Origin of the sequence: Stenotrophomonas indicatrix, from assembly GCF_002750975.1 — a bacterium.
In the GTDB taxonomy this organism is placed as follows: Bacteria; Pseudomonadota; Gammaproteobacteria; order Xanthomonadales; family Xanthomonadaceae; genus Stenotrophomonas; species Stenotrophomonas indicatrix.
In genome coordinates this window covers 1,466,100-1,492,190 of record NZ_PEJS01000001.1, presented here as the reverse complement: position 1 = coordinate 1,492,190, position 26,091 = coordinate 1,466,100, and the positions used below count along the sequence as shown (strand labels likewise).

The 26,091-nt window shown below is 67.4% G+C and carries 20 protein-coding genes; 11 read left to right on the top strand and 9 right to left on the bottom strand.

Features of this window, described 5'->3' with window-relative positions; translation table 11 throughout:
• Window positions 1-33: 33 nt before the first annotated feature.
• From CR918_RS07010 to CR918_RS06995, 4 genes are all read left to right on the top strand, one after another.
• On the top strand, window positions 34-1,071 hold the full coding sequence (locus tag CR918_RS07010; RefSeq protein ID WP_099842323.1) for an agmatine deiminase family protein: 1,038 nt from the start codon (window positions 34-36) through the stop codon (window positions 1,069-1,071).
• Between the two features lie 163 nt (window positions 1,072-1,234).
• Entirely contained in the window at window positions 1,235-2,122 is an 888-nt protein-coding gene (locus CR918_RS07005) for a carbon-nitrogen hydrolase (protein WP_025875046.1), read from the top strand.
• A gap of 14 nt (window positions 2,123-2,136) precedes the next feature.
• Window positions 2,137-2,667, top strand: coding sequence for a GNAT family N-acetyltransferase (locus tag CR918_RS07000; RefSeq protein ID WP_025875048.1), 531 nt, complete (start codon window positions 2,137-2,139; stop codon window positions 2,665-2,667).
• 4 nt (window positions 2,668-2,671) lie between these two features.
• Window positions 2,672-3,892, top strand: a complete 1,221-nt coding sequence (locus CR918_RS06995; RefSeq protein ID WP_025875050.1) for a TraB/GumN family protein — start codon at window positions 2,672-2,674, stop codon at window positions 3,890-3,892.
• Between the two features lie 193 nt (window positions 3,893-4,085).
• On the opposite strand, the gene CR918_RS06990 is transcribed toward CR918_RS06995, so the two are convergent.
• From CR918_RS06990 to CR918_RS06980, 3 genes are read right to left on the bottom strand one after another with little or no spacing between them, the layout of a single operon-like run.
• On the bottom strand, window positions 4,086-7,166 hold the full coding sequence (locus tag CR918_RS06990; RefSeq protein ID WP_025875053.1) for an efflux RND transporter permease subunit: 3,081 nt from the start codon (window positions 7,164-7,166) through the stop codon (window positions 4,086-4,088).
• Window positions 7,163-10,684, bottom strand: a complete 3,522-nt coding sequence (locus CR918_RS06985; protein WP_099842322.1) for an efflux RND transporter permease subunit — start codon at window positions 10,682-10,684, stop codon at window positions 7,163-7,165. Before CR918_RS06985 ends, CR918_RS06990 begins: the two co-directional genes overlap by 4 nt.
• On the bottom strand, window positions 10,681-11,832 hold the full coding sequence (locus CR918_RS06980; protein WP_099842321.1) for an efflux RND transporter periplasmic adaptor subunit: 1,152 nt from the start codon (window positions 11,830-11,832) through the stop codon (window positions 10,681-10,683). Before CR918_RS06980 ends, CR918_RS06985 begins: the two co-directional genes overlap by 4 nt.
• 205 nt (window positions 11,833-12,037) lie before the next feature.
• Between CR918_RS06980 and CR918_RS06975 the strand changes: the two genes are divergently transcribed.
• Both CR918_RS06975 and CR918_RS06970 read left to right on the top strand, forming a co-directional pair.
• Window positions 12,038-12,433 carry a c-type cytochrome gene (locus tag CR918_RS06975; RefSeq protein WP_099842320.1) on the top strand — a complete coding sequence of 132 codons (396 nt, stop codon included), beginning with the start codon at window positions 12,038-12,040 and terminating at the stop codon, window positions 12,431-12,433.
• 9 nt (window positions 12,434-12,442) lie between these two features.
• On the top strand, window positions 12,443-12,904 hold the full coding sequence (locus tag CR918_RS06970; protein WP_032977578.1) for a c-type cytochrome: 462 nt from the start codon (window positions 12,443-12,445) through the stop codon (window positions 12,902-12,904).
• A 111-nt stretch (window positions 12,905-13,015) separates the two neighbouring features.
• Here CR918_RS06970 and CR918_RS06965 read toward each other — a convergent pair whose 3' ends face one another.
• The gene (locus CR918_RS06965; RefSeq protein ID WP_099842319.1) at window positions 13,016-14,893 is read right to left on the bottom strand and encodes an ATP-binding cassette domain-containing protein; all 1,878 of its coding nucleotides are present in this window, start codon (window positions 14,891-14,893) and stop codon (window positions 13,016-13,018) included.
• 332 nt (window positions 14,894-15,225) lie between these two features.
• A complete protein-coding gene (locus CR918_RS06960) occupies window positions 15,226-16,101 on the bottom strand; it encodes a LysR family transcriptional regulator (RefSeq protein WP_099844266.1) in 876 nt (291 codons plus the stop codon).
• Between the two features lie 102 nt (window positions 16,102-16,203).
• Here CR918_RS06960 and CR918_RS06955 point away from each other — a divergent pair, with 102 nt between their 5' ends.
• The 3 genes from CR918_RS06955 (at window position 16,204) to dbpA (ending at window position 19,063) form a co-directional block, all read left to right on the top strand.
• Window positions 16,204-17,283 (top strand): YeiH family protein, encoded by a 1,080-nt coding sequence (locus tag CR918_RS06955; protein WP_099842318.1) that lies wholly within the window; start codon window positions 16,204-16,206, stop codon window positions 17,281-17,283.
• Between the two features lie 28 nt (window positions 17,284-17,311).
• Window positions 17,312-17,584 (top strand): hypothetical protein, encoded by a 273-nt coding sequence (locus CR918_RS06950; protein WP_099842317.1) that lies wholly within the window; start codon window positions 17,312-17,314, stop codon window positions 17,582-17,584.
• Window positions 17,585-17,686: 102 nt separating this feature from the next.
• Window positions 17,687-19,063, top strand: a complete 1,377-nt coding sequence (dbpA, locus tag CR918_RS06945; protein ID WP_025875072.1) for an ATP-dependent RNA helicase DbpA — start codon at window positions 17,687-17,689, stop codon at window positions 19,061-19,063.
• 78 nt (window positions 19,064-19,141) lie between these two features.
• Here the strand turns inward: dbpA and CR918_RS06940 are convergent, their stop codons facing one another.
• Window positions 19,142-19,681: an adenine phosphoribosyltransferase gene (locus CR918_RS06940; RefSeq protein WP_032951771.1), complete on the bottom strand. Its 540-nt coding sequence runs from the start codon at window positions 19,679-19,681 to the stop codon at window positions 19,142-19,144.
• A gap of 300 nt (window positions 19,682-19,981) precedes the next feature.
• Between CR918_RS06940 and CR918_RS06935 the strand changes: the two genes are divergently transcribed.
• Both CR918_RS06935 and CR918_RS06930 read left to right on the top strand, forming a co-directional pair.
• Entirely contained in the window at window positions 19,982-22,405 is a 2,424-nt protein-coding gene (locus CR918_RS06935; protein WP_099842316.1) for a membrane-bound PQQ-dependent dehydrogenase, glucose/quinate/shikimate family, read from the top strand.
• A 101-nt stretch (window positions 22,406-22,506) separates the two neighbouring features.
• Window positions 22,507-23,361, top strand: a complete 855-nt coding sequence (locus CR918_RS06930) for an IclR family transcriptional regulator domain-containing protein (protein ID WP_025875077.1) — start codon at window positions 22,507-22,509, stop codon at window positions 23,359-23,361.
• A gap of 80 nt (window positions 23,362-23,441) precedes the next feature.
• Here the strand turns inward: CR918_RS06930 and pcaC are convergent, their stop codons facing one another.
• The 3 genes from pcaC to CR918_RS06915 are packed head-to-tail and all read right to left on the bottom strand — an operon-like array spanning window position 23,442 to window position 26,006.
• Entirely contained in the window at window positions 23,442-23,828 is a 387-nt protein-coding gene (gene pcaC / locus CR918_RS06925; RefSeq protein ID WP_099842315.1) for a 4-carboxymuconolactone decarboxylase, read from the bottom strand.
• Between the two features lie 23 nt (window positions 23,829-23,851).
• A complete protein-coding gene (gene pcaD / locus CR918_RS06920; protein ID WP_099842314.1) occupies window positions 23,852-24,637 on the bottom strand; it encodes a 3-oxoadipate enol-lactonase in 786 nt (261 codons plus the stop codon).
• A gap of 25 nt (window positions 24,638-24,662) precedes the next feature.
• Window positions 24,663-26,006: a 3-carboxy-cis,cis-muconate cycloisomerase gene (locus tag CR918_RS06915; RefSeq protein ID WP_059063875.1), complete on the bottom strand. Its 1,344-nt coding sequence runs from the start codon at window positions 26,004-26,006 to the stop codon at window positions 24,663-24,665.
• Window positions 26,007-26,091: the final 85 nt, after the last annotated feature.

The following is a 26,091-nucleotide window of genomic DNA, read 5'->3' as shown; positions in this document are numbered from 1 at the left end:
TGCCCGCCACCGGCGGGCGCGTGTAGCGAGACCATGAACCAGACCCTTCGTTTTCCTGCCGAATGGGAAGCCCAGAGCGGCGTCCTGATTGCCTGGCCCACCGCCGACACCGACTGGGCCGACCGCCTGGGCCAGGTGGAAGAGACCTACATCGCCCTGGTTGCGGCGATCACCCGCTTCCAGCCGGTGCTGATCTGCGTGGCCGACGATGACGTGGAGACCTACGCCGAAATGCGGCTGCGCTCCAACCGCATCGACATGGACAAGGTCCACTTCACCACCGCCGCCTACGACGATACCTGGCTGCGTGATTCGGGCCCGATCACCCTGCGCCGTGCCGACGGCAGCTTCCAGCTGCTGGACTTCCGCTTCACCGGCTGGGGCGGCAAGTTCGACGCAACCCTGGATGACCAGCTGGTCGGCGCGCTCGACCAGGCCGGCGTGTTCAACGACGCGACGGTGCGCAGCATTCCGTTCGCGCTGGAGGGCGGCGGCATCGAGACCGATGGCGAAGGCACCCTGCTGACCACCTGGAAGTGCCTGCACGAGCGCCATCCCGACCGTGACCGCGACAGCCTGAGCGCCGACCTGGCCGACTGGCTGCAGCAGGAGCGCGTGCTGTGGCTGGATCATGGCTATCTGGAAGGCGACGACACCGACGCCCATATCGACACCCTCGCACGCTTCGCCTCGGCCGACAGCATCGTCTACCAGGCCTGCGACGACGCCAGCGACTCGCATTACGCCGAGCTGCAGGCGATGGGCGCCGAGCTGGCCGCACTGCGCACGGCTGACGGAAAGCCGTACCGCCTGTTCCCGCTGCCGTGGGCACAGCCGGTGATCGATGAAGGCCGTCGCCTGGCTGCTTCGTATGCCAATTACCTGATCGTCAACGGCGCAGTGCTGATGCCGGCCTATGGCGACCCGGCCGACGACCTGGCCCGCGACGTGCTGGCACAGGCCCACCCTGGCCGCGAGATCGTGCAGGTGCCGTGCCGCTCGCTGATCTGGCAGAACGGCAGCCTGCACTGCATCACCATGCAGCTGCCGGCTGGGCTGTTGAAGGCATAAACCACCCGGTAGCGCCGGGCCATGCCCGGCGAGCGCGGCGGCATCTGGAAAATCCGCCGGGCATGGCCCGGCGCTACCGGTTGCGTGCACCATTCAGCAGCCAACACGCTGTCGTGGCGCATCCGCGTTAACATGCGGGTTTTCCCCCGCAGGATCGCCCCGCATGAACTCGCGCAGCCCCCTTACCGTCGCCCTGATCCAGGAGCGCAACCACGGTGATGCCGCCGCCAACCTGGCGGTGATCGAAGCGCGTGTTGCCGACGCCGCGGCGCAGGGCGCGAAGCTGGTGCTGCTGCAGGAACTGCACAACGGTCCCTACTTCTGCCAGCACGAATCGGTCGATGAATTCGACCTGGCCGAGCCGATTCCGGGCCCGAGCACCGAGCGCCTGGGCGCGCTGGCCAAGAAGCATGGCGTGGTGCTGGTCGGCTCGCTGTTCGAGCGCCGCGCTGCCGGCCTGTACCACAACACCGCCGTGGTCTTCGAGAAGGACGGCACCTTGCTGGGCAAGTACCGCAAGATGCACATTCCCGATGACCCGGGCTTCTACGAGAAGTTCTACTTCACCCCGGGCGATATCGGCTTCAAGCCGATCGACACCTCGGTCGGCCGCCTCGGCGTGCTGGTGTGCTGGGACCAGTGGTACCCGGAAGCAGCGCGCCTGATGGCGCTGGCCGGTGCTGAGCTGCTGCTGTACCCCACCGCGATCGGCTGGGACCCGGACGATGTACAGGACGAGAAGACCCGCCAGCGCGACGCCTGGGTACTGAGCCACCGTGGCCATGCCGTAGCCAACGGCGTGCCGGTGCTCAGCTGCAACCGCGTCGGCCACGAGGCTTCGCCGCTGGGCGCCTCGGGCATCCAGTTCTGGGGCAACAGCCACGTGCTGGGCCCGCAGGGCGAGTTCCTGGCCGAAGCCGGCACCGACGCGACCATCCTGATGTGCGAGGTCGACCTGCAGCGCAGCGAACACGTGCGCCGCATCTGGCCGTTCCTGCGCGATCGTCGCATCGACGCCTACGGCGATCTGCTCAAGCGCTACATCGACTGACCCGGAGTCCGCGCATGGCCGTACTCATCCGTGATGCCGGCCCTGCCGACATCGCTGCGATCACCGCGATCTACGCGGTGGAAGTGACCGACTTCGTCAATACCTACGAGTACGAGATCCCTGACCAGGCCGAGATGCTGCGCCGCATGCGCGACATCATCGACCGCGGCTTCCCCTACCTGGTGGCCGAGGTCGACGGCCAGGTTGCCGGCTATGCGTATGCCAATACCTACCGCACGCGTATCGCCTACCAGTGGACCGTTGAGAACTCGGTCTACGTCGATGCCCGTTTCCAGGGCCGTGGCGTCGGCACCAGCCTGCTGCAGGCACTGATCGATGCGTGCACCGCGCGCGGTCATCGACAGATGGTGGCGGTGATCGGCGAGCCGACCAACACGGCCTCCATCAAGCTGCACGAACGCTTCGGTTTCCAGCTGGTGGGCGTGTTCCGTGGCCTCGGCCGCAAGCACGGCCGCTGGCTGGACACCGTACAGATGCAGCGCGCGCTCGGCGATGGCGCCGATTCCGCTCCTTCCAATGAATGATTCCATGACCGAAACCCTTCCCGAAACCGGCGACGATCTGTTCGCCGGCCAGCCAGTGCGCGTCGTCGAGCGCGATGGCGTGCGCTACACCCTGCTGGGCACTGCCCACGTCTCCCATGCCAGCGTCGAGGCGGTGGAGAAAGCCATCGACAGCGGACGATTCGATGCGGTGGCCGTCGAGTTGGACCCGCAGCGCCTGCAGGCGCTGAGCGACCCGGACACGCTGGCCAAACTGGACCTGGTGGAAGTGATCCGCAAGGGCCGCGTCGCGTTGTTCGCCGCCAACCTCGCGTTGTCGGCCTACCAGCGCCGACTGGCCGAACAGCTCGGCATCGAGCCGGGCGCGGAACTCAAGCGTGCGGTGGACCTGGCGCGCGAGCGCAACCTGCCGGTGCACCTGATCGACCGCGAAGTCGGCCTGACATTCCGCCGTGCTTCGCAGCGACTGGGCTTCTTCGGCAAGCTGAAGCTGGTGGCCGGGCTTGGCGCCGGCCTGTTCTCGTCCGAGGATGTCGGCGAAGACGAGATCGAGAAGCTGAAGCAGGGCGACATGCTGGAATCGAGCTTCGGCGAGTTCGCCAGCGAGAACCCGGCGTTGTACGAAACCATCATCGGCGAGCGCGACCGCTACATGGCCACGCGCCTGCGCGAAGCGCATGATCCGCAGCAGCGCGAAGTGCTGGCGGTGGTCGGCGCCGGCCATCTGGCCGGCCTGGCGCGTTACCTGGAAACCGATACCGAGGCGCCTGCGCCGTTGCGCGAGCAGCTGGAAGCGGTGCCGAAGAAGCGCAACATCCCGTGGTTCACCCTGGCGATCCTCGCCATCGTGGCCACCGGCATCGGTGTCGGCTTCTATCGTGGTGGACTGGGCGTGGGCACCGAACTACTGGCGACCTGGGCGATGTATACCGGCGGCCTGGCTGGCCTGGGCTGCCTGGTGGCCGGCAGCCACCCGCTGAGCATCCTCACCGCGATCGTGGTGGCGCCGTTCAAGCCGTTCCGCCTGAGCATCCCCACCGGCGCATTCGCGGCACTGGTGGAAGCGCGCCTGCGCAAGCCGACCTACGAGGATTTCCTCAAGCTGCGTGACGATGCACAGTCGTTGAAGGGCTGGTACCGCAACCGTGTCACCCGCGTGGTGCTGACCTTCATGCTGACCAACCTGGGCAGCATGCTGGGCCTGTGGCTGACTGCAGGCAAGGTCTGGAGCAAGGTGGCGAGCTGATCGCTGCCCCGCCGGGCATGGCCCGGCGCTACCGGTAGGTACCAACTTTGGTTGGCACGTCATTTACATCCACGGCGATGGTAGCGCCGGGCCATGCCCGGCAAAAAAAAGGGGAGACCGCCCCACTACGACCGGTCTCCCCCCACCACAACACGTTTCCGCCCCTACGGTCGAGCAAGCTCGACCGCTACACCTACACCGGGGTTCCCGCCACGACCTCGCGGCCGCGAGCGCGCTGGATCAGCCGCACCACCGCATTGCGCAGGTCATCAAGCACCGCGTAGATCGTCGGCAGGAACAGCAGGCTGACCACGGTAGAGAACGCCAGGCCACCGGCAATCGCACGCGCCATCGGCGAGTACTCCGGCCCGTTGCCGAACATCTGTGTATCGGTCAGCGAGATCGGCACCATCGCCAGGATCGCCGTGCCCATGGTCATCATGATCGGGCGCAGACGCTCGCGTGAGCCCTCCACCAGCGCCTGGGTACGGCCCATCCCGCCCCGGCGCAGATTGTTGATGTGCTCGATCATCACGATGCCGTTGTTCACCACCACGCCCATCAGCACCAGGATGCCGATGAAGGACATGATCCCGAACGAGGTGCCGGTGATCCAGAACAGCCAGAACACGCCGAAGATCGAGAACAGCACGCCGCTCATGATCGCCGCCGGGAACAGCAGCGATTCGAACACCGCAGCCATCACCACGTAGATCATCACCAGCGCGATCAGCAGGTTGAACACCATCTGCTGCATCGCCTCGTTGTCATCGCCGTAGTCGCCTCCGTCGAAGGTGAAGCCGTAGCCGGCCGGGAAGTTCATCGGCTTGAGCACGGCTTCCATGGCCTTGCGGCCGTCCGGCGCGGTGATCTTCTCGGCCAGATTGGCCTTGATGGTCAACGTGGTCTGGCGGTTGGTGCGGCCGATCTGGGTCGCCGAGGAACCCACGTCGACACTGACCAGGCTCAACAGCGGTACGCTGCGGCCATCGCCGGTGCGCACGCTGAAACCGGCCAGGTCTTCAGGGCTGCTCTGTTCGGCACCGGCGAAGCGCACCCATACCGGCACTTCGTTGTCGCCACGACGGAACTCGCGCATCGGCGCACCACGCAGCGCCAGGCCAACGAAACTGGCAACCTGCTCGGCATTGAATCCGAACGCCGCTGCACGCTCACGGTCGACGTGCACTTTCAGCTCGCCGCCCTTCTCGCCGTTGTCGATGCGCACATCGCGCAGCTCGGCGCGCTGTGCCAGCAGCGGCAGCACTTCCTGGCCGATCTCCTGCAGCATCGCGCTGGAGTCGCCAACCAGCTGCACCTGCACGCCCTGGTTGCCGCCACCGCCGCCATCACCGCCCTGGTTGCCGACGAAGTAGTCGGTACGCGCGGATTTCGGCAGCCCTTTGCGCAGTTCTTCCTGCAGCGCCTTGATGTCCTTGGCATACTTCTCGTCCAGGGTGACCACGGTGGAACTGCCTTCCTGTTCGCTGTACCAGGAATAGACCTGCTGCACGTGCAGGCGCTCGCGGTTCTGCTCGATCCAGCCTTCGACACGGGCCACTTCCTCGGACATCTGCCGGTAGGTGTAGGCGCCCTTCCACATGTAGCCGATGAAGATGTCCTTGCCGCCGTCGCCACCGAACATGTCGATCTTGGTCAGCTTCATCGGCACCAGGCTGACCAGCACCACCAGCAGGATGCCCAGCAGGCTCCAGCCGCGATGGCGCAGTGACCAGTCCAGCAGCTGCGCGTAGCGGCGCTGCAGGCGCGCGATCACGCCGGTCTGCGAGTGCACCAGCTTCGGCGTGGCCATGCGTGCGGACAGCATCGGGATCAGGCTGACCGCCACCAGCCACGAGGCCAGCAGGGAGACCGAGATGGTGATCGCGATCTGCGCCATGAAGATGCTGATGTTGTTGGTTTCACCAAACAGGTTGGGCACGAACACGATGCAGTGGCACAAGGTGCCGGCGCTGAGCGCGATGGCAACGTTGCGGGTGCCGATGATCGAGGCCAGGCGTGGCTGGTCCGGCAGCCGCTCACGTTCCTGGTAGATGCTCTCGACCACCACCACGGCATTGTCGACCAGCATGCCCACGGCCAGCAGCAGGCCCATCATGGTCAGGATGTTGAGCGTGACCCCGGCGAAATACATGAAGCCCAGGGTGATGGTGAAGCAGATCGGAATGGCCAGGGTCACCATCAACGTGGACGGCCAGTGGCGCAGGAAGAAGAACAGCACCGTCACCGACAGGATCAGGCCGACACCGCCGGCCTCGGCCAGCTCCAGCAGGGACGAGGTCACCGCCTTGCCCTGGTTGTCGATCACCTTGATCTGCACGTCGCGCATCGATGCCTGCGCGCGGATCGCCTCAACCTCGGCAAGCGCGCCGCGCGAGACGTCCACCAGGTTGGCGCTGCGTTCCTTGTAGATGTCCAGGCCGACGGCAGGATTGCCATCCAAGCGGCGGCCATAGCTCATCCGCGCCGGCTTCAGCCGCACATCGGCAATGTCACCCAGGCGCAGTCCCTTGGCATTGATCACCAGGTCACGCATTTCCTGCAGGTCGGTGATCTCGCCCACCGGCTGCACGCGCACGCGCTGGCCGTTGTCGTCTATCTGCCCGGCCGAGATCGAGAAGTTCAGCGTGCGCAGGCGATCGCTCAGCTCGTTGATGCTCAGGCCGTGGGCGTTCAGGCGGTTCGGATCGATCGCGATCTCCACCTCGTTCGGTGGCGCGCCGGTGATCTCGACCCGGGCCACGCCCGGAATCCGCTCGATACGCCGCTTGAATTCGCGGTCGAGCATGTCATAGGCGGTGGTCAGGTCGGTGGTACTGGCCAGGCGCACTTTCAGCACCGGCTGGTCGCTGCTGGACCACTTGAACACGTTGTAGCGCTGCACATCGTCAGGCAGGTCACTGCGGATCGCGTCGATGCGCTCGCGCGCATCTGAAGCGGCGATGGCGATATCACGATCCCAGTCACTGAACTCAATGAAGATCGACGCAGCTTCGGAGGTCGCCGACGACCGCATGCGCTTGATGCCGGTCATCGTCGCCAGCGACTCCTCCACCGGCCGGATGATGGTCCGCTCGACTTCTTCCGGGGTGGAGCCGGTATAGGGAATCTGCACGAACAGGAACGGTGCGGAGATGTCCGGCAGCGCTTCCAGTGGCAGCCGGAACGAGGCGATCAGGCCGACCACCACCAGCGACACGAAACACATGATGGTGGTGACCGGGCGGCGGATGGAGAACTCGGCAACGCTCATGCCGGTTCCTCCGCACCCGACGCACTGCCCTCGGCACCGTGCAGGCCCTCACCGGCATGCTTGCGACCGCGTTCGCGGTAGTAGGCATCGCCGCGGCGGTCCATCAGGTCGTACACCACCGGGATCACCAGCAGGGTCAACAGGGTCGACACCAGCAGGCCACCGATCACGGTGATCGCCATCGGTGCGCGCACTTCGGCGCCCTCGCCCATCGCCACCGCCAGCGGCAGGAAGCCGAACAGCGTGCACAGGGTGGTCATGATGATCGGCCGCAGGCGCGAACGCGCACCTTCCACCAGTGCCTCGTGCTTGGCCACGCCGGCCTCGCGCAGCTGGTTGACCTTGTCGATCAGGATGATCGCGTTCTTGGTGACCAGGCCGACCAGCAGGATCAGGCCGATGAACACCACCACCGAGATCGGCTTGCCGGTCAGCATCAACGCCAGGATCGCGCCGACCAGCGCCAGCGGGATGGTGAACAGGATCACGAACGGATGCAGCAGCGATTCGAACTGCGAGGCCATCACCAGGTAGACCAGGAAGATCGCCAGGCCGAAGGCGAAGATCAGCGACTTCGCCGCCTGTGCCAGTTCCTCGCCCTGGCCGCCGATGTGCAGGCCCACGCCAGCGCCCAGCGGCTGTTCGGACACCATCTGCTGTACTTCGCGCATGGCCGCGCCCAGGTCGATGTCGCGCAGGTTGGCCGAGACCACGGCCACCCGGGTCTGGTCGGCACGATGGATCTCGCTGGGGCCGGTGGTGGCCACCACGTCGGCAACCGCATCCAGGGTGACCGGACGGGTGCTGCCCGGATTGACGATCAACCGGCGGATGCTCTCCACGCTGGCACGATCGGTTTCCTGCGCGCGCACCAGCACGTCGATCTTGCGGTCGCGGAAGCTGTAGCGGGTGGCGACATCGCCGCGCACCTTCTTCACCACCACATCGGCGATCTGGCGCGTGGTCAGGCCCAGTGCACCGGCTCGCTCCTGGTCGAAGCGGATCTGGATTTCCGGGAAGCCCTCTTCCACGGTGGATTTGACGTCGGCGTAGTGCACATTGCCGCGCAGCAGCGCCGCCAGGCGCTGGCCTGCCACTTCCAGGGTCGCCATGTCCTGCCCACGCAGTTCGATTTCCAGCGGCGTGGAGAAGCTGAACAATGCCGGCCGCGCGAAGTCGACCTGCGCACCCGGGTGCTGGCCCATGGTGTCGCGCAGGCGCTCGGTGATCTCCGCTTCGGTCTGCGGGTTGCCGCCGCCTTCCATCACGATGGTCAGCTTGCCGATGTTCTCGCCACTCTCGGTCGGGCTGGCATCCAGGCGGGTACCGCTGCCGCTGACACCGTACAGCGATGCCACGCCTTCGCCCTTGCCATGCGCCAACTGCAGCTCACGCACCAGCGCATCGGTCTGCTTCAGCGGCGTGCCGGCCGGCAGCTTGACCGTCATTTCGAAACGGTCCTGCGCCAGCTGCGGGATCAGGTCGGCGCCGAGCATCGGCACCAGCGCCATCGTGCCGACGAATGCCAGTGCGGCCAGCCCCAGCACCTTGCCGGGATGGGCCAACGCACCCGGCAGCAGCCGCAGGTAGCCACGTTCGGCACCCGCGTACGGCTTCATGGCGATGTCGCTGGCCTTGCGCATCACCGGGCCGACCACTGCAGCCACGCCACGGCAGAGGCGCACCACCAGCCATGCCAGCGCGTAGAAACTCCAGCGCATCGTCGCCACCACACCACGACGGCCGAGTGCGACCGGCTTCTGCCAGCGGCTCTGCGGCTGCCACGGCTCGGCTGCGGCTTCTTCCGGGAAGGCCAGCGGCGGCCGACCCTTCAGCGAGCTCAGCATCGGAATCAGGGTCATCGACACCAGCAGCGAAATCGCGATGGCGATGGCCACGGTCAACGCTTGGTCGCGGAACAGCTGGCCGGCGATGCCGTCGACGAACACCAGCGGCAGGAACACCGCGATGGTGGTCAGGGTCGAGGCGACCACGGCCATGCTCACTTCACGGGTACCGGCGATCGCCGCCTGCAGGATGCCCAGGCCGCGTTCGCGCGCCTTGGCGATGCTCTCCAGCACCACGATCGAGTCATCCACCACCAGGCCGGTGGCCAGTGCCAGGCCGCCCAGCGACATCACGTTCAAGCTCAGGCCAAGCTGGCCCATGAAGAAGAACGTGGCGATGATCGAGACCGGCAACGACAGGCTGATCACGAACGTGCTCCAGCCGTCGCGCAGGAACAGGAAGATGATCAGGATCGCCAGCAGGCCACCGATCACCGCGTCCTTCTTGACGTCGGCGATGGCGTGCTCGATGAAGCGCGACTGGTCTTCGATCGTGGTCAGTTCGGCATCGGCCGGGAACGTTGCCTTGATCTGCTCCAGACGCTTGCGCAGCGCTTCGGCGGTGGCCACGGTATTGGCGTCGCCTTCCTTGTAGATCGCCAGTTCGACCGACTCCTTGCCGCCCAGTCGGATGACCGCTTCGCGTTCCTTGTAGCCCTGGCGCACGGTGGCCACGTCCTTCAGGCGCACCGGCACGCCGTTGGCGACCAGGCTGGAGGCGCCGCCAGAGGAAGCGCTCTGTGCAGCGGAAGCGGCGGCGACGGCTGCAGCCGAGCCCGTGGAGGCAGCGATGTTGAACATCTGCTGCAGCGCCGAGTCGGCCGCGCTGCCGTTGGCGGACTGGGTGGTGACCAGCAGGTTGCGGATTTCTTCCAGATCGGCGAACTGGTTGACGGTGCGCACCAGGAAGCGCTGCGAGCCCTCCTCCAGGCGGCCGCCGGAAATGTTGATGTTCTCTTCCTTCAACCGCTTGATGACGGTGTCGATCGGCAGGTTGAGCTGGGCCAGTTTCTGCTGGTCGATGTCGACCTGGATCTCGTCTTCCAGGCCACCACCAACCTTCACCGCCGCCACGCCGGTAACCGGCTCCAGCTTCTTCTTCAGGTCTTCGTCGGCATAGCGACGCAGGCCGGTCAGTTCACGGATCGCTTCTTCGTCGGTCGCAGGCGCGGCCTTGGTCGACAGCACCAGGCGCATGATCGGCTCGGTGGAGGGATTGAAGCGCAGCAGCACCGGCGCCTTGGCTTCCAGGGGCAGGTTCAGCGCTTCCATCTTGTCGCGCACTTCCAGGCTGGCCTGGTCCATGTTGGTGCCCCAGGCGAACTCGAGCACCACATCACTCTGGCCGGTGCGCGAGACCGACTTCAGCTTGCGCAGGTTCTTGACCACGCCCACGGCTTCTTCGACCGGCTGGGTGATCAGGGTTTCCATTTCCGTCGGCGCCGCACCGGTGTACTCGGTGCGCACGGTCAGCGTCGGATAGCTCAGGTCGGGCAGCAGGTTGACCTTGAGGTTGCCCAGTGCGATCAGGCCGAACAGCAGCAGGGTAACCGTGCACATGGCGATGGTGACGCGGCGGCGGGTGGCGAACTCCACCAGGCCGCCACGCATGCCTGCGGCGGCGCCATCGCTCCCGGGCGAGGCACCGTGATCGTGGCCGGGCGCGGTCATTGCGTGCTCCCGGCCTTCTCTGCCGGCTTGGCCGAGGCGGTTACGGTCTTCGCCTTGGCCTTCGGATCGGCGATCACCTGCACCGCGGTGCCGTCGCGCAGGGCGACCTTGCCGGCGGTGACGATCTGGTCACCCGCCGCCAGTCCCTCACGGATTTCCACCCACGGCCCTTCGGCGTAGCCAAGCTTGACCGGCACCCGCGCGACCTTGCCCCCGCGCACGCGGAACACTGCCGGCTCACCATCGTCCAGCAGCGCCAGGCGCGGCACCACCAGTGCATCGGCACGCTGGTCGTAGTCGATGCGGATACGGCCGAACATGCCCGGCTGCAGCGACTGCGCGGCGCCATCGAAAGCACTGACCACACGGAAGGTGCCGCTGCCCGAATCCACCACCGGCGCGATACGGTCCACCACACCAGTGAAGGTCTGGCCCGGCAGCGCATCGGCCGACAGCGTGACCGGCTGGCCCGCACGCAAGGTCGCCAGCTCGCGCTCGGGCACGTTGAGGGTGGCTTCCAGCCGCGAGTTGTCGACGATGCGGAAGATCGGCGTGTTGATCTGCACGAAGTTGCCGGTCTTGATCGATCGCGAGGCGATCACGCCGGAAATCGGTGCGACCACGGTGGTGTAGGACAGTTCCAGCGTGGCCAGGCGGTACTGCGCGCGCACGTTTTCCAGGTCGTAGCGCAGCTGGTCGACATCGGCAGCGCTGACCATCTGCTGGCCGACCAGCTTCTGTGCGCGCTGGTAGTTGTTCTCCAGCTTGCGCATCTGCGCCTCGCTCTGGGCAACGGCCAGGCGTGCGCGGTCCGGATCCAGCCGCACCAGAGGCTGCCCGGCGCTGACCCGCTGCCCTTCCTCGACCAGTACCGCCAGCGCGACGCCCGAGGTCTTGGCGACCACCTGCGATTCAGCGCGCGGCTCCAGTGCCGCCGTTCCGGTGTAGCTGGCGGCCACCGCACGATGGCTGGCCACGGCCACTTCGACTGGCACCGCGTCGACCTTCTTCTCGTCCTTGGTCTCGGCCGCCTTGGCCTCGTTGTTGGGCCCAGCGGCGCAACCGCTCAGCAGCAGGGAGGTGGAGAGCAGCAGCGCGGCAGCGCAGAGTCCGCTGCGGGGGCCGGGCAGGAAGGTTTGGTGCGACATCGTCAGATCCCTGGAGGATGCGTGGGCAGGTGTGGTAGCAAAGTAATGCACCACTTCACGGCAACACCATATCCCAAAGGTCATGGTGTCTTCACGCCGCCGGTCGGGCCGACCCCATTTCAGCTAGATGAAACCTGAGGCTATACTCAGGTCGTTCCGTACCCCACGCCGGAACGACCAGACCCGAATCCCCGGAAAAGACACCATGCGCCCGCAGCCGCTCGCCGCTTGTCTCGCTCTGGCCGTCCTCCTGCCCCTCGGGGCCGCCGCACAGCCCGCACCTGCTTCTGCTCCTGCAGCACCCGCCCCGGCACCGGCTCCGGCCCCTGTGCCGGCGGCTGCCACGCCCACCGGCAGTTTCGACAATGGCCGTGTGCTGGCCTACACCTGCCAGGGTTGCCACGGCATCACCGGTTACAAGAACGCCTACCCCAGTTACCGGGTACCGAAGATCGGTGGCCAGACCGAGCAGTACCTGACCCAGGCCCTGACCGAGTACCGCCAGGGCAAGCGCCGGCATCCGACGATGCAGGCGCAGTCGATGAGTTTCAGCGAACAGGAGATCGCCGATCTCGCTGTTTACCTGTCCACCGTCAAGTAAGGCCCGCCCATGTCGAAAGCCGCGCATCCACTGCGTCACGCCATCGCCCTGTCCGTCGCCCTGCTGCTGGCGGCCTGCTCGCAGTCACAGGTGGAGAACAGCGAGAAATCCGCCGGCGATCCCGGCCACGCCAGCGGCGAGCACGGATCGTCTTCCTCCGCGGGCCTGCCTGCCGGGCGTGAAGCCGCCGGCGAGGCCCGCGCCAAGGTCAAGAGCAAGGCGACCAGCCAGAGCTGCATCGATTGCCACGGTGCCGACGGCAATGCGCCGATCGATCCGACCTATCCGAAGCTGGGTGGTCAATACGGCGATTACCTGGCGCATGCGCTGCAGGCCTACCGTGCCGGTGATCGCCAGCATGCGCTGATGACACCGCAGGCGAAGGACCTGAGCGATCAGGACATCGCCGATCTGGCCGCGTACTTCGGCAGCCGGCCGAGCCAGCTGCGGGATCTGCACGGGGTCAAATGACCGGCGGCCCGCCCCAGTGGGTGCGGACCGTTGGTTGGTGGGTGCGGACCGTTGGTCCGCACGTATCCGGATATCCACGCATGGCGTGGATCTACTGAATCCGGCCGGCGATCAGCCTTCCAGCTCTTCCCAGCGTGCGTACGCGGCATCCAGTTCAGCCTGCACCTTGGCCAGCTGCTGGGTGTGCGCGGTCACTTCGGCGCTGCTGCGCGTGTAGAACGACGGATCGTTCATTGCCGAGGTAAGCCCTTCGACATCGCCTTCCAGCTTTTCGATCGTCTTCGGCAACTGTTCCAGCTCACGCGCTTCCTTGTAGGCGAGCTTGCGCTTGGGCGCTGCCGGTTCCGCAGCAGCCGCCGGGGCGGCGACCACCGGCTTGGCGGCAGCAACCGCAGGCGCAGCGGCCACGCTGGCCGCGTAACGCTGCCAGTCGCTGTAGCCGCCCACGTACTCGCCGATCACGCCATCGCCTTCCATCACCAGCGTGGAGGTCACCACGTTGTCGATGAAGTCACGATCATGGCTGACCAGCAGCAACGTGCCGTTGTATTCGCCCAGCAGCTCTTCCAGCAGCTCCAGGGTTTCCACGTCCAGATCGTTGGTCGGTTCGTCCATCACCAGCAGGTTGGACGGCTGCGCGAACAGCTTGGCCAGCAGCAGGCGGTTGCGTTCGCCACCGGACAGGCGGGTGATCGGCGCGCGCGCGCGCTCAGGGGTGAACATGAAGTCCTGAAGGTAGGCGTGCACGTGCTTGCGCTTGCCGTTGAACTCGAGGAAATCGCGGCCTTCGGCCACGTTCTCGATCGCGCTCCAGTCTTCGCGCAGCACTGCACGGTACTGGTCGAAGTACGCGACCTGCAGATTCGTGCCGGCGTTGACCTCACCCTTCTGCGGCTGTAGTTCGCCCAGCAGCAGCTTCAACAGCGTGGTCTTGCCACTGCCGTTGGGGCCGATCAGGCCGATGCGGTCACCACGCAGGATGGTGGTGGAGAAATCGCGGACCATCGTGCGATCGCCGAAGGCGAACGAAATGTCCTTGATGTCGATGACCTTCTTGCCCGAGCTCACGCCCTGGGCCGCTTCCATCTTGACGTTGCCGCTGAGGTCGCGGCGCGCGGAACGCTCGTTGCGCATCGCCTTCAAGCGGCGTACGCGGCCTTCGTCGCGGGTGCGGCGTGCCTTGATGCCTTGGCGGATCCACACTTCTTCCTGCGCCAGCAGCTTGTCGAACCGTGCGTTTTCCTGGGCCTGCGCGTTGAGGCGTTCTTCGCGACGGCGCTCGTAGTTGGCCCAGTCGCCCGGCCAGCTGGTGACCTGGCCGCGGTCGATCTCGACGATGCGGGTGGCCAGCGCACGCAGGAAGCGGCGGTCATGGGTGACGAACACCACGCTGCCGTTCCAGTTCTTGAGGAACATTTCGAGCCAGTCGATGGCTTCGATGTCGAGGTGGTTGGTCGGTTCGTCCAGCAGCAGCAGGTCGGGGCTGGAGACCAGCGCGCGGCCGAGCAGCACGCGGCGCTTCATGCCGCCGGACAGGCGCGCAAACTCCGCGTCGCCATCGAGGTCGAGCTTGGTCAGGGTCTCGCTGACCCGCTGGTCCAGGCCCCAGCCGTTGGCGGCATCGATCTTGGCCTGGACGTTGCCCAGCGCTTCACCATCGAACACGTCGGCGTGGCTGAGGTGATGGAATTCGGCGAGCCATTGGCCCAGTTCGCCCAGGCCGTCGGCGACGACGTCGAACACGCTGCCAGCGGCGCCATGCGGCACCTCCTGCTCCAGGCGGGTCACGCGCACGCCCTGCTGCACGCGCACTTCACCGTCATCGGGCTTGTGGTCGCCGGACAGCAGCTTGAGCAGGGTCGATTTGCCGGCGCCGTTGCGGCCGATCAGGGCGATGCGTTCGCCCGGCTCGATCGACAGTTCGGCTTTTTCCAGCAACAGCGGGCCGCCGACGCTGAAGTCGACGTTTTGCAGAGTAATCAGAGGCATCCGGCCATTGTAGCGGGTTGCGGGGCCTGGCCGGGCGGCGCCCGGCACCCGCAGAGGCCACGGCCGCAGCAACAGCAACAGCCAACCCAGACTTGCTGGAGGGATAGCGGGGTGGTGTGGAGCTTCAGGACACGCCGTAAACCCATCCATGGGGGCTCGATGGCGCCATCCATGGCGCCAACGGTCCTGAAGCCCCACACCACCCCGCCTTCGACAGATCTCCGCTGCTGTTGGTGGGTGCCGACCGTTGGTCGGCACGGGGTCGGATCCCGTTGCTGCGCAATAGGCTCTGACCCCTACGTGGAATTCACGCTGTGGAAGATGGATCCCGGCTACTGCACTTCCCCCAGCAACGCCTGCAAACCCGGCAACCACTGCTTGCCGGGGTGGCGTACCAGCCAGAGGGTGCGCTGCAGGATAGGAAGCGGGGTCTCGAGCACGCGCAGGCGGCCGAGGGCCAAGGGTTCTTGCAGGGCGTGGCGCGAGAGGCAGGCCAGGCCGAGGCCGGCGATGGCGGCTTGCTTGATGGCTTCGGTATTGCCCAGCTGCAGGGTCTGGGCGAAGCCGCGCAGATGCGGCAGCAATGCCTGTTCGACAGCCTCGCGGGTACCTGAGCCGGGTTCGCGCAACAGCCAGCGCGCTGCGCGCAGTTCATCCAGGGACCAGCGCGGGGGCGCATCCGCAGCCGCCACAATCACCAGCGGGTCCTGCTGCCAGGCGGTCACCTGCAGCCCGCGTTCGTGGCATGGGCCTTCGATCAGTCCTGCATCCACGTCCAGCCGTTGAACGGCCGCCACCACGCCTGCGCTGTTGTCGATGCGCAGATCGACCTCGGCCTGCGGTGCCTGCCGCAGCAGCTCGGCGATACGCGGCGGCAGCAGGTAGTTGCCGATGGTGGTGCTGGCCGCCAACACCAGCCGCAGCGGCGCGCCTTGGGACGGGTCACCGCCCGCCGCCAATTGCCGCTCCAGATCGGCGGCATTGACCAACAGCGCGCGCGCCGGCTCCAGCAAGGCCCGGCCGTGGCCGTTCAACGCCAGGCGACGGCCGATGCGGTCGAACAGCGGCGTGCCGAAGTGCGCTTCCAGCTCCTGCAGGGCCGCGCTGCTGGCGGACTGGGAAAGCGCGATGGCCTGGCCTGCGGCGGTGGTGCTGCCCTGGTCGGCGATGGCAACGAAGACCTGCAGCTGGCGGAGCGTCAGGCGCATGTCCATTACCTGTGTTATGGGTAGGTTTCACCGATATTATTCGTTTTACGGGTCGATCACATGGATGCAGGCTGTACGCCTCTCTCCCGCATCCCACCCGCCATGAACGCGCCTGCCCTGTCCCCCTGGTCCCTGCCCGCCCTGCGCCAGCGCTGGCAACTACGCCTGCCCGGCCTGCTGCTGGTCGGCCTGGTGGCGGCGGCGTCGCTGTACCTGGCCGAGCTGCCCTGGCTGCAGGCGCATGGCCTGAGTGCGCTGACCGTCGCCATCGTCGCCGGCATCGTGGTCGGCAACACCGTGTACCCGCGACTGGCCCCCGCCAGCGCGGCGGGCGTGGGCTTCTCCAAGCACTGGCTGCTGCGTGCGGGCATCGTGCTGTATGGCCTGCGGCTGACCTTCCAGGACATCGGCCACGTCGGCGTCGCCGGCGTGCTGATGGACGTGCTGGTGGTGGCGAGCACCTTCGGCCTGGCGTGCTGGCTGGGTGTACGGGTGTTCAGGATGGAGCGCGAGGCCGCCATGCTGATCGGTGCCGGCAGCGCGATCTGCGGTGCAGCGGCGGTGATGGCCGCAGAGCCGGTGGTGCGCGGCCGCGCTGCGCAGGTGACGGTGGCGGTATCGACGGTGGTGGTGTTCGGCACGCTGGCCATGTTCCTGTACCCGGCGCTGTATGCGCTGGTGCAGTCGCACGGCTGGCTGGCAATGGACGCGCGGCAGTACGGCCTGTTCACCGGCGCCACCGTGCATGAAGTGGCACAGGTGGTGGCTGCCGGACGTGCGGTGGGCGAGTCAGCCGCCGATACCGCGGTCATCACCAAGATGGTGCGGGTGATGCTGCTGGCACCGTTCCTGATCGCACTGTCGCTGTGGCTGGCCCGTGGTGGCAAGGCGGCGGCGGACGGTGGCAAGGCCCGGATCGTGGTGCCGTGGTTCGCGTTCGGTTTCGTGGCAGTTGCCGGGCTCAACTCGCTGCATCTGCTGCCGGTGGGTGTGCAGGCCGGGCTGGTGCAGCTGGATACCGTGCTGCTGGCCATGGCGATGGCCGCGCTGGGCCTGACCACCCATGTGTCTGCGCTGCGCCAGGCCGGGTTGAAGCCGCTGCTGCTGGCATCGATCCTGTTCGCCTGGTTGCTGCTGGGTGGCCTGGCGATCCACCAGGGTGTGCTGGCGGTGCTGGGCTGAGGGCAACGTGGATCGTTAGACTTGAGGCATGCCAGTCTCCCCCGCCCTGCTGCAGATCCCGCTGCGCCTGCTGGATGATCGATATGGGCGGGGCAATGTCGATGAAGCCGAAGACACGCTGGTCGAGATCGTTCAGGCGGTGATGGGCGTGCAGGCAACCTGTTCGTTCGACGTCGACACGCGGCACGCCAACCCGTGGTTCCACCAGCTGCTGCTGGAGTCCCGGGTCGCTGGAAAACCGGCCACCCCGGAGCAGTTGCAGGCGATGGCTGCGCGGCTGGTGGTCATCGGGCTGGGTTGAGGGAACGTTCGGCCAAGGTGCCGACCAAGGTCGCCCGCTACCGGGCGCCCCCACAATCGTGAACGACGGCGGGACCGGGCGCGCGCGCAGGTACAATGCGCCATGACTGATTTCTCGACCCTGCCGCTGAGCCCGGCCCTGCAGCCCGGCCTGGATGCCCTCGGCTACACCACCCTCACGCCGATCCAGGCGCAGAGCCTGCCCGCCATCCTCGATGGCCGCGATGTGATCGCCCAGGCCCCGACCGGCAGCGGCAAGACCGCCGCCTTCGGTCTTGGCCTGCTGCAGTCCATCGACCCCAGCCTGATCCGCGTACAGGCGCTGGTGCTGTGCCCCACCCGCGAGCTGGCCGACCAGGTGGCCAAGCAGATCCGCAAGCTGGCCACCGGCATCCCCAACCTGAAGCTGCTGCTGCTGACCGGCGGCACGCCGCTGGGCCCGCAGCTGGCGTCGCTGGAAAGCCACGACCCGCACGTGGTGGTCGGCACGCCCGGCCGCGTGCAGGAACTGGCGCGCAAGCGCGCACTGAATCTGGGCGCCGTGCGCACGCTGGTGCTGGATGAAGCCGACCGCATGCTCGATATGGGCTTCGAGGAACCGATCCGTGAGATCGCCGGCCGTACCCACCGCGATCGCCAGAGCCTGCTGTTCTCGGCAACCTTCCCCGACACCATCCGCGCCATGGCCCGCGACCTGCTGCGCGATGCCGTGGAAGTGACTGTGGAAGGCGCCGACCAGGCCCCGGCCATCCGCCACCTGTTCTGCGAAGTCGAACCGGCACACCGGCAGAAGGCACTGGCCGGCCTGCTGCTGAAGTACACACCCGAATCGGCCGTGGTGTTCTGCAACACCCGCAAGGACGTGGACGAAGTGGCCAACTCGCTGCAGCAGTTCGGCTTCTCCGCGCTCGCCCTGCATGGCGACATGGAACAGCGCGACCGCGAGGAAGTGCTGCTGCGCCTGGCCAACCGCAGCTGCAACGTGCTGGTTGCCAGCGACGTCGCCGCACGCGGGCTGGATGTGGAAGAACTGGCCGCGGTGATCAACTACGAGCTGCCGACCGACGTCGAGAGCTACCAGCACCGTGTCGGCCGTACCGGTCGTGCCGGCGCCAGTGGCTTGGCGATCAGTCTGGTGGCGGGCCGCGAAAAGAACCGCGCCGACGCCATCGAAGCACAGCGCGGCGAGCCGCTGGATTGGCAGAAGACGCCGCTGGCGACGTCGCGCCCGGCCGAGCTGCCGCAGGCGGCGATGCGCACCCTGCGCATCGATGGCGGCAAGACCGACAAGCTGCGCGCAGGCGACATCCTCGGCGCCCTCACCGGCGATGCCGGCCTGTCGGCCAAGTTCATCGGCAAGATCGCGATCTTCCCGACCCGTTCCTACGTGGCGATCGCCCGCGAGCAGGTCAACAAGGCGGTGGCGAAGCTGGAAGCGGGCAAGATCAAGGGCCGCCGTTTCCGCGTGCGGATGATGTAACGGGCAGGCCATCCGCCGGGCATGGCCCGGCGCTACCCACGGCAAGCAGGTAGCGCCGGGCCATGCCCGGCGACGCAATCAGAACACCAGTTCGGTGTGCAGCGGCAGATCCGCTTCCCAGCGGCCACGGCCGCCCAGGCCATCCAGTTCGACCAGCACGCCGGCGCCGACCACGTCCACGCCCAGGCGGCGCACCAGCGACAACGCAGCAACCAGCGTACCGCCGGTTGCCAGCACGTCGTCGATGATCGCCACACGCGCACCGGCGGGCAGCGCGTCGGCATGCACTTCAATGCAGTCGCTGCGGTATTCCAGCGTGTATTCCTCGCGCAGCACCTTGCCCGGCAGCTTGCCCGGCTTGCGCACCGGCACGAAGCCCACGCCCAGTTCCAGCGCCATGGCCGCACCGAGGATGAAGCCGCGCGATTCGATGCCGACCACCGCGTCCAGCTTCTGATCGCGCCAGCGATCGGCCATCGCCACGATCGCGCCACGGAAGTCCTCGCTGTGAGCGAGCAGCGGCATGATGTCCTTGAACAGGATGCCCGGCTTCGGGAAATCAGCGATGTCGCGCAGGCGTGAGGCCCAGGCGGGGACGGCCACGGTGGCGTCGGTCATTGCAGCTACCAGCATGTATGGCGGCATAGGGTAACCGGTTCGCCCCTGCCCTGCCCGTTCCAGGCACCACTGCGCCGCTGCGTTCCACCGATGGCGCCGTGGGGCATCACGCCAAAATCGCACATGCGTGCGATAATCGCCCTAACCGGTCATTCACCCAGCCTGCGTCATAAGCAGGCCGACGCCTGCCCGCCGTCACGGCCCGCAGCCGCCCGGGATGCCGTTGGCCCCCGCCACGCCTGGCGCGCGCGGGGCTTTCCCCGCCTCCGCGCGGGTTTTTCGCAATGAGGTTCATGCAACGTGGACGAGACGACGAGAGTTCCGGCCCTGTGCCGTGTGCTGGTGGTCCTGCTCGGCATCCTGGTGACCCTGTTCGGCCTGGCTCTGCTGGTCGGCGGTGTACGCCTGGTGCAGCTGGGGGGCAGTTGGTATTTCCTGCTGATGGGTGCGGTGTCGGCGGTAGCCGGCGTACTGCTGGCGATGCGCCGGCCGAACGGTGCGCTGCTGTACGGCCTGGCCTTCCTGGCCACGCTGCTGTGGGCACTGGTGGATGCCGGCTGGAATTTCTGGCCGCTGGTGTCGCGGCTGGTGATGCCGGCGGTGCTGGCCCTGCTGGTCGCCCTGGCTTGGCCGGTGCTGCGCCGCAGCCGAGGCCAGGTTGCCGGCCGCGGCGCCTATGGCGTGGCCGCCGTGCTGCTGGTTGGCCTGCTGGGCACTGCGGTGTCGGCGTTCCAGCCGCGCCCGGTACAGACCGCGCAGGGCACCACGCCGCCGGTGGTGCCGGTGGCCAAGGGCGCTGAACAGCGCGACTGGATGCACTGGGGCAACACCACCGCCGGCACCCGCTTTGCCGCGCTGGACCAGATCACCCCGGCCAACGTGAAGGAACTGCAGGTTGCCTGGACGGCGCGCACCGGCGATGTGCCGGAAAGCAACGGTTTCGGTGCCGAGGACCAGAACACCCCGCTGCAGATCGGCGACACCCTGTTCCTGTGCACCCCGCACAACCAGGTGATCGCCATCGATGCCGATTCCGGCAAGCAGCGCTGGGCCTTCGACCCCAAGGCCACCGCGCCGAACTGGCAACGCTGCCGCGGTCTGGGCTATTTCGACGCAACCACGGCACCGTCTGCGGCAGATGCAGCCGCTCCGGCACCTGCGCCGCTGCCGGCCGCCGAAACGGCCAGCACGGGCCCGGCGCTGTGCGAGAAGCGCATCCTGATGACCTCCATCGATGCGCGCTTGTTCGCGCTGGATGCGAAGACCGGCGCGCTGTGCCCGGACTTCGGCAGCAACGGCGTGGTCGACCTGAAGGCCGGCATGGGCGAGATCAAGCCGGGCTTCTACACGCTCACCGCCGCACCGTTGGTGGCGGGCGAACTTATCGTGGTCGGTGGCCGTGTGGCCGACAACATCGAAGTGGGTGAGCCGTCCGGCGTGGTGCGTGCCTACAACGTGCGCACCGGCGCACTGGCCTGGGTCTGGGATCTTTCCAGGGAAACCCCGGACGTGCCGCTGGATCCGTCGACCCACTACACGCGCGCCACGCCGAACGTGTGGACCTCGATGGCCTACGACCCGCAGCTGGGCCTGGTCTACCTGCCCACCGGCAACACCACCCCGGACCAGTGGGCCGGCGAGCGCACCCCGCAGGATGACAAGTACAGTTCGGCGGTGGTTGCGCTGGACGTGGCCACCGGCAAGGAGCGCTGGGTCTACCAGACCGTGCACCACGATCTGTGGGACTACGACCTGCCCGCGCAGCCGACCCTGACCGACGTGCCCGACGGCAAGGGCGGCACGCTGCCGGCCCTGCTGCAGATCACCAAGGCCGGGCAGATCTTCATGCTCAATCGCCAGACCGGCGTGCCGATCAGCGAAGTGCGCAACATCCCCGCGCCGCAGGGCAATGCGCAGGGCGAACGCTATGCCGCCACCCAGCCGCTGTCGGTTGGCCTGCCGCAGATCGGCGCGCAGACGCTGACCGAGTCGGACATGTGGGGCGCCACCCCGATCGACCAGATGCTGTGCCGCATCCAGTTCAAGCAGTTCCGCTACGACGGCATGTACACGCCGCCGGGCGAAGACCTCGCGCTGCAATGGCCCGGTTCGCTGGGTGGCATGAACTGGGGCAGCGCCTCGGTCGACCCCACCACCGGCTACCTGTTCGTCAATGACATGCGCCTGGGCCTGTGGACCAAGCTGATCCCGCGCGCGCAGATGACCAGCGGCGACGGTGGCGTGGAAATGGGAGCGGCCTCGCAGACCGGTACGCCGTACGGCTCGCTGCGCGACCGCTTCCTGTCCAAGCTGGGCATTCCCTGCCAGAAACCGCCGTTCGGCACCATGTCGGCAATCAACCTGGCGACCCGCCAGCTGGTCTGGCAGGTGCCGGTGGGCACGGTGAAGGACACCGGGCCGATGGGCATCAAGATGGGCCTGCCGATTCCGATCGGCATGCCGACCCTGGGCGGTTCGCTGGCCACGCAGTCGGGCCTGCTGTTCTTCGCTGGTACGCAGGATTACTACCTTCGCGCCTATGACAGCCGCACCGGCGAGGAAGTGTGGAAGGCCCGCATGCCGGTTGGCAGCCAAGGCACGCCGATGACCTACGTCTCGCCGAAGACCGGTCGCCAGTACGTGGTGATTTCCGCCGGTGGCGCACGCCAGTCACCGGACCGTGGCGACTACGTGATCGCCTACGCGCTGCCCGAGCGCAAGTGACCGGCGCCACGCGGCGCAGCCTCGCAGGCTGCGCCGCGTGGGTACCGGTTGCTGGTTCGAGCCCTTACCATGCGAGGTCGAACCCGATGAAAGCTGCTGCCATGCCTGCCGTTCCTCCCAGCCGTCGACCCAAGCGCCCCCCTGCCCCACCGCAGGATCGTGGCCTGGCCCATGAGCTGATGCAGCAGATCCAGGACAACCAGGGCGATCCGGACTTCATGACGTCGCTCGGCCGCGGCCTGGCCGTGCTGAGCGTGTTCTCGCAGCACCCGCGCGAAGTGACGATGTCACAGATCAGCAGCGATACCGGCATTTCCCGCGCAGCGGTACGGCGCGTGCTGTACACGCTGGAAAAGCTCGGCTACGTGGGTGAACAGGGCCGCGGCTTCGTGCTGCTGCCGCGCGTGCTGGGCATGGGCGGCGCCTATGTCGCGTCGTCGTCGATGACCGCTGCTGCACAACCGGTGCTGGATGCCCTGCGCGATGCCGTGCACGAATCCTGCTCGCTGGGCGTGCTCGATGGCGATGACATCCTGTACGTGGCGCGCGCGGAAACCGTACGCATCATGTCGATCGGCCTGCGCGCAGGCAGCCGCCTGCCGGCCTACTGCACCTCGATGGGCCGCGTGCTGCTGGCCTCGTTGCCGCGCGACACGCTGGAAGGCTACCTGGAACGCAACCCGCTGCGGCCGCGCACTGAACGCACGGTCACCCGCATGGATGACTTCCTCGACCTGCTGGAAAAGGTGCGCCGCGAAGGCGCGTCGCTGGTCGACCAGGAACTGGAGATCGGCCTGCGCTCGATCGCCGTGCCAGTGCGTTCGCGCAGCGGCGATGTCGTGGCCGCGCTGAACATCGGCACCCAGGCGGGCCGTATCGGCCTGGGCGTGATGCAGACCCAGCTGTTGCCGCGCCTGCGCGAGGCCGCACAGCGGCTGGGCACGTTGTTGAATTGAGGTGCAGCCGCCGGGCATGGCCCGGCGCTTCCGGGACCGCGCGCTGGTAGCGCCGGGCCATGCCCGGCGGATGTTCGGCGTCAGCGCTCTGCGGCCTGCTCTTCCAGGATCGGCTTGGCCAGCGCGAACGCGTGGTTGGCCGCGGGCACGCCACAGTAGATCGCGGCCTGCAGCAGCGCTTCCTTGATCTCCTCCGGCGTCACCCCGTTGTTGCGGGCGGCACGGATATGCAGCTTGAACTCCTCGTCGTGGCCCAGCGCCACCATCATCACGATGGTCAGCAGCGAGCGCGTATGCCGCGGCAGGCCCTCGCGCGTCCACACCGTGCCCCACGCCGTGCGCGTGATGAATTCCTGGAATTCGGTGGTGAACCCGGTGCGCGCCTGCAGCGAGCGTTCGACGTGTGCCTCGCCCAGTACCTGGCGGCGCACCGCAAGGCCGGCTTCGTAGCGTTCCTGTTCGTCCATCGTGGTCTACCTGTTGTGCGGGATCAGTGCTGCGCCGAAAGATGCGCGGCCAGTGCGGAGGTGAACGCCTGCGGCGATTCCAGGTTGCAGATGTGGCGGCCCGGCACGGCGGCATGGTGGCCATGGGCCACGCCGTTGGCGATTGCCTGCAGCTCGGCCGGGGCGCATACCGGGTCGTCATCTCCGGCAATGGCCAGCAACGGCACGCCAATGCAGCCCAGCGCATCACGGAAGTCGGCCGTGCCCACGGCGTTGCAGCAGCCGGCATAGCCAGCCACGCTGGTGGCGAGGAAGCGCTGCAGGATGTCTTCCACCTGGCTGGCATGGGTCTGCGCGAAAGCGGCGGTGAACCAGCGTTCGCGGGTGCCATCGACCAGCGGCAACAGGCCATCGTGCTGGACCTGGGCGATGCGCGCCTGCCAGCCGTCCAGCGTGCCGATCTTCGCTGCGGTGGCAGCCACCGTGAGCGTGCGCAGGCGATTGCCAGCATGCACGCCCAGCCACTGCCCGGTCAGGCCACCGATCGACAGCCCGCAGAAATGGCTGCGCGCGATGCCGAGGTGGTCCCACAGGGCCAGCACATCAGCGCCCAGTTCGGCCACGCTGTACAGCCCCGGCGGCGTGCTGGACTGGCCATGGCCGCGACGGTCATAGCGCAGGATGCGGTACTGCGAGGCGAGTGCATCCACCTGCGGCTGCCACATGCCCAGGTCGGTACCCAGCGAATTGCAGAAGGTCAGCCACTGCCCGTCGGCGCGGCCCTCGGTCTGGTAGTGCAGGCGATGCTGCGGAAGGTCGAGGAATGGCATGCGTGCTCCAGCGTTGAACGTAGGATCAGCCGCGCGCGAGCACGCGGTCGATCCAGGTATCGGCCATGCCGCGCCAGCTGTCTGCGGCGAACAGGGCATCCAGTTGTGCGGCGGAAAGCTGCGCGGTGACTTCGGGCATCTGCCCCAGCACCACGCGCAGGTGCTGCGATTGCGCAAGCGCCTGCCTGGCCGCTTGTTCAACCAAGGCATGCGCGGCGGGCTTGCCGATGCGCTCGCCCAGGGTGACCGCAACGGCTTCGGCGTAAAGCAGGCCGCCGTGACTGTCCAGGTGCTGGCGCATGCGCTCGCGGTCCAGCTGCAGGCCCTGCACCACCACATCCACCTGGGCCAGGCTGCCCGCACACAGGCGCACGATCTCCGGCACGGTGTCCCATTCGGCGTGCCATTGGCCTGCTGCGCGCTCGTGCGGCTGCGGCATGGCAGTGAACAGCGTGGACAGCAGGCCCGGCACGCGCGTGGCGGCGGCAATGGCGGCCACGCAGCCCACCGGATTGCGCTTGTGCGGCATTGCCGAGGAACCGCCCTTGCCCTCGCCCGCCGGCTCGAAGGCTTCGGCCACCTCGGACTGCATCAGCAGCACGATGTCGGTGGCGATCTTGCCGAGGCTGCCGGTCAGCAGTGCGAACACGCTGCCGAACTCGGCAATGCGGTCACGCGCGGTGTGCCAGGGCAACGCCGGCAGCGGCAACTGCAGCTCGGCAGCCAGGGCTTCGGCCACGTCCAGCCCGCGCGTCTGCAGCGAGGCCAGGGTGCCAGCGGCACCGCCGAACTGCAGCACCAGGGTGTCTGCGGCCAACGCATCCAGCCTGCGCTGGCTGCGCTGCAGGGCGTCGAGCCAACCGGCCGCCTTCAGGCCGAAGGTCACCGGCACTGCTTGTTGCAGCAGCGTGCGTCCGGGCAGCCCGGTGCCGCGCTCGGCCTCGGCCAGCCGCGCCAGCGCCATGCACAGCACGCGCAGGCGCGCCTGCACCTGGCTGACTGCCGCGCGCAGCTGCAGCACCGCGCCGGTATCGATGATGTCCTGGCTGGTGGCGCCCCAGTGCACCCAGCGCGCGGCCTCGGCATCGTTCGCCTTGACCTGCGCGGTGAGTGCCTTGACCAGTGGAATGGCCGGATTGCCAGCCAGTGCGGTGGCTGCCGACAGCGCCGGCAACGAATACAGATCGGCACTGCAGGCCGCTTCGATCGGTGCCAGCGCGGCTGCGGGAATCACCCCGCACTGCACCTGCGCGCGCGCCAGAGCGCGTTCGACATCGAGCATCGCCTGCAGGCGTGCTTCATCGCGGAACACGGCGTCGACGGCGGGGTCGCCGAACAGACCGCCCAGCAGCGTTGGGAAGTGGCTCATCGGTGCAGTCCATCCTGGGTAATCACAGCTTACCCGCGCCCGCCGCACGCGGGCGTGGAGTGGCCGGAAGGCGCGTCGGGCGCGC

Bases quoted from the DNA above. Each gene is read 5' to 3' on its own strand.
- CR918_RS06960 (WP_099844266.1), bottom strand. From the start codon at position 16,101: ATGCGCCTGACGCTCCGCCAGCTGCAGGTCTTCGTTGCCATCGCCGAC.
- CR918_RS06940 (WP_032951771.1), bottom strand. From the start codon at position 19,681: ATGACCGACGCCACCGTGGCCGTCCCCGCCTGGGCCTCACGCCTGCGC.
- dbpA (WP_025875072.1), top strand. From the start codon at position 17,687: ATGACTGATTTCTCGACCCTGCCGCTGAGCCCGGCCCTGCAGCCCGGC.
- CR918_RS06950 (WP_099842317.1), top strand. From the start codon at position 17,312: ATGCCAGTCTCCCCCGCCCTGCTGCAGATCCCGCTGCGCCTGCTGGAT.
- CR918_RS06915 (WP_059063875.1), bottom strand. From the start codon at position 26,006: ATGAGCCACTTCCCAACGCTGCTGGGCGGTCTGTTCGGCGACCCCGCC.
- CR918_RS06965 (WP_099842319.1), bottom strand. From the start codon at position 14,893: ATGCCTCTGATTACTCTGCAAAACGTCGACTTCAGCGTCGGCGGCCCG.
- CR918_RS06955 (WP_099842318.1), top strand. From the start codon at position 16,204: ATGAACGCGCCTGCCCTGTCCCCCTGGTCCCTGCCCGCCCTGCGCCAG.
- CR918_RS06975 (WP_099842320.1), top strand. From the start codon at position 12,038: ATGCGCCCGCAGCCGCTCGCCGCTTGTCTCGCTCTGGCCGTCCTCCTG.
- pcaC (WP_099842315.1), bottom strand. From the start codon at position 23,828: ATGGACGAACAGGAACGCTACGAAGCCGGCCTTGCGGTGCGCCGCCAG.
- pcaD (WP_099842314.1), bottom strand. From the start codon at position 24,637: ATGCCATTCCTCGACCTTCCGCAGCATCGCCTGCACTACCAGACCGAG.
- CR918_RS07005 (WP_025875046.1), top strand. From the start codon at position 1,235: ATGAACTCGCGCAGCCCCCTTACCGTCGCCCTGATCCAGGAGCGCAAC.
- CR918_RS06990 (WP_025875053.1), bottom strand. From the start codon at position 7,166: ATGAGCGTTGCCGAGTTCTCCATCCGCCGCCCGGTCACCACCATCATG.
- CR918_RS06985 (WP_099842322.1), bottom strand. From the start codon at position 10,684: ATGACCGCGCCCGGCCACGATCACGGTGCCTCGCCCGGGAGCGATGGC.
- CR918_RS06930 (WP_025875077.1), top strand. From the start codon at position 22,507: ATGCCTGCCGTTCCTCCCAGCCGTCGACCCAAGCGCCCCCCTGCCCCA.
- CR918_RS07000 (WP_025875048.1), top strand. From the start codon at position 2,137: ATGGCCGTACTCATCCGTGATGCCGGCCCTGCCGACATCGCTGCGATC.
- CR918_RS06980 (WP_099842321.1), bottom strand. From the start codon at position 11,832: ATGTCGCACCAAACCTTCCTGCCCGGCCCCCGCAGCGGACTCTGCGCT.
- CR918_RS06970 (WP_032977578.1), top strand. From the start codon at position 12,443: ATGTCGAAAGCCGCGCATCCACTGCGTCACGCCATCGCCCTGTCCGTC.
- CR918_RS06995 (WP_025875050.1), top strand. From the start codon at position 2,672: ATGACCGAAACCCTTCCCGAAACCGGCGACGATCTGTTCGCCGGCCAG.
- CR918_RS07010 (WP_099842323.1), top strand. From the start codon at position 34: ATGAACCAGACCCTTCGTTTTCCTGCCGAATGGGAAGCCCAGAGCGGC.